Below are 1,678 nucleotides of genomic sequence, written 5' to 3'. Positions count from 1 at the left end.
CCCCGCGCTGCCGTTGACCGCGGAGCTGGCCGCCGGCGAGCGCCGCGTGGTCGCGCGCCTGTATCCGTCCGGCGCCCTGGCCGAGACCGACGCTGGCGACGCCCGGCTGCGCATCGAGGCAGTGCCCGGTTCGCCGCGCGCCCATGCCGACGCGGTGCTGTACGCCCTGCCCTTCGCCGATCGCCCGGTGCGCATCGACCAGGGCTTCGGCGGCGCCTTCAGCCATCGCGACCCGGCCAACGCCTATGCCCTGGATTTCGCCCTGCCCGACGGCACGCCGGTGCTGGCCGCGCGCGCGGGCGTGGTGATGGAGGTGCGCGACGACTTCCGCGAATCCGGCACCGACCCGCGCCTGGGTCAGGTCGCCAATCTGGTGCGGGTGGTGCACGCCGACGGCAGCATGGCGATCTACGCGCACCTGGCCCCCGGCGGCGTGCAGGTGCGGGTGGGCCAGGCGGTGCAGCGTGGCGAGCGCCTCGGCCTGTCCGGCAACACCGGCCTGAGCAGCGGCCCGCACCTGCATTTCGCCGTCCAGCTCAACCGCGGCCTGCGCCTGGAATCGGTGCCGTTCCGCATGGCCGGCCCACTGGGCGAACTGCGCTTCGCTCATCCCACCCCACCCTGAGCGCGCCGCCTACCGTTCGTCGGCAAACGCATTGACATTCGCCAAGTGTATTGATGTATTAATACACATGGATGCAACCCACCTCCACGTGCAACCCAGCGCCCCCGAGCCGATCTACCGGCAGATCGCCGAGCAGATCCGCCGCCTGGTCGCCGCCGGGCAACTGCGCCCGGGCGACGGCCTGCCCTCGGTGCGCGAGGTCGCCGCGGTCCACGCGGTGAACCCGATGACGGTCTCGCGCGCCTACAGCCAGCTCGAAGCCGAGGGCGTGCTGGAACGCCTGCGCGGCCGCGGCATGGCGGTGGCCGCGACCGCCGCCGCACCGCAACGGCAGCGCCTGGAGTTGATCGAACCCCGGCTGCAGGAACTGGTCCGGCATTGCCGCGAACTGGGCCTGCCGGCGCCTCCCGTGATCGAACGTCTTGAACAGTTGTTTGGAGAACCTGGCGATGAGTAGCGTGGTGATGCAGAGCGCAATCCAGACCGATCTGGACATGGACCTGCCGCTGGCGGCGCACGACCTGCACCTGGCGTTCGGTGCCAGCGACGTGCTGCGAGGCGTGGGCCTGCAGATCGGGCGCGGCGAGGTCGTCGGACTGATCGGCCGCAACGGCGCCGGCAAGAGCACCCTGTTGGCTTGCCTGCTCGGCCTGCTGCAGCCGCAGCGCGGCCAGGCGCAGGTATTCGGCGGTCCGGCGCTGCGCCTGGACGACGCGCGCAAGGCGCGCATCGGCTTCGTGCCCCAGCAGCCCCAGGCCTTCGGCTGGATGCGCGTAGAGGAACTGCTGGCCTTCGCCGCGCAGCTCTATCCGCACTGGGACGCGCAGCGCGCGGACGCGCTGCTGCGCCGCTGGGAACTGGACCGCCGCCAGCGCATCGACACGCTCTCCCCCGGCCAGGCCCAGCGCCTGGCCCTGGTGCGCGCACTGGCGGCGCGGCCGGCGCTGCTGGTGCTCGACGAACCGGCCTCGGCGCTGGATCCGGTGGCGCGCCGCGACCTGATGCGCGAGATCGTCACCGAAACCTGCGATGCCGGCACCACCGTGCTGTTCT

Annotated in this window: 3 protein-coding genes; all 3 read left to right on the top strand. The window is 72.2% G+C overall.

Annotated features, from left to right (window positions below; genetic code table 11):
- Positions 1-625, top strand: a 625-nt coding sequence (locus D183_RS0119535; RefSeq protein WP_017910489.1) for a M23 family metallopeptidase, incomplete at its 5' end; no start/stop codon positions are given.
- Between the two features lie 67 nt (positions 626-692).
- Positions 693-1,082 carry a GntR family transcriptional regulator gene (locus D183_RS0119530; RefSeq protein WP_017910488.1) on the top strand — a complete coding sequence of 130 codons (390 nt, stop codon included), beginning with the start codon at positions 693-695 and terminating at the stop codon, positions 1,080-1,082.
- The coding region (locus D183_RS0119525) for an ATP-binding cassette domain-containing protein (RefSeq protein WP_232757320.1) at positions 1,048-1,678 on the top strand (631 nt) is incomplete at its 3' end. The genes D183_RS0119530 and D183_RS0119525, both read left to right, overlap by 35 nt.

Origin of the sequence: Xanthomonas sp. SHU 199 (genome assembly GCF_000364665.1) — a bacterium.
GTDB lineage: Bacteria > Pseudomonadota > Gammaproteobacteria > Xanthomonadales > Xanthomonadaceae > Xanthomonas_A > Xanthomonas_A sontii.
This window is presented reverse-complemented; position numbering and strand designations above follow the sequence as displayed.

Coding starts and splice junctions, on each gene's coding strand:
- D183_RS0119530 (WP_017910488.1), top strand. CDS start 693: ATGGATGCAACCCACCTCCACGTGCAACCCAGCGCCCCCGAGCCGATC.